Below are 738 nucleotides of genomic sequence, written 5' to 3'. Positions count from 1 at the left end.
GTCCATGGCCTCGAAGTACCCGGTGCAGCTCTCCGGCGGCCAGGAGCAGCGGGTCGGTGTTGCGCGTGCCCTGGCGGTGGACCCACCAGTCATGCTCATGGACGAGCCGTTCAGCGCGGTCGACCCGATCGTGCGCGGTGGTCTGCAAGACGAGTTCCTCCGCCTGCAAAGCGAATTGGGCAAGACCATCGCTTTCGTCACCCACGACATCGACGAAGCCATCAAGCTCGGCGACATGGTGGCGATCTTCCATGAGGGCGGGCACCTGGCGCAGTATGACTCACCGCAGGAACTCCTCGCCCGCCCGGCGAACGACTTCGTCGCAGACTTCGTCGGTCGGGACCGTGGATTTCGCAGCCTCTCCTTCGAGCGCGCATCCGGTCTCGAAGTCGAGCCGGTCTCGTCAGTGCTCACGGGCAGTGACACCCTTCTGTTGGATTCGGCCGGCGCGCCGACCGGCTGGGTCGGACCCGGCGTCGGTACGGCGGACTCGCCGGCATCCATCGGCGGAACGTTCACGGATTCCGACAGCCTGCGCCTGGTGACCGACCTCGCGATCGGATCACCGGTCGGCATCGCGATCCGGGTCAACGCTGAGGGTGCGGCAGATGGAATGATCCGCCACGAAAGCCTGGTTCGCCAGCTCGACGCCAGGCGTCGTGACCACACTGCGGTACCCGCATGATCGACTACATCACGATCAATTACGAACTCATCATCGCTGCGTTCAACCAGCAC

At 64.8% G+C, this 738-nt stretch carries 1 protein-coding gene; it reads left to right on the top strand.

The window, feature by feature from the left end; genetic code table 11:
* The coding region (locus ADICYQ_RS31335; RefSeq protein WP_040417453.1) for an ATP-binding cassette domain-containing protein at window positions 1-685 on the top strand (685 nt) is incomplete at its 5' end.
* Window positions 686-738 lie beyond the last annotated feature (53 nt).

Origin of the sequence: Cyclobacterium qasimii M12-11B, from assembly GCF_000427295.1 — a bacterium.
In the GTDB taxonomy this organism is placed as follows: domain Bacteria; phylum Bacteroidota; class Bacteroidia; order Cytophagales; family Cyclobacteriaceae; genus Cyclobacterium; species Cyclobacterium qasimii.
The sequence above is the reverse complement of the archived record's forward strand: the minus strand, read 5'-3'. Positions and strand labels throughout refer to the sequence as shown.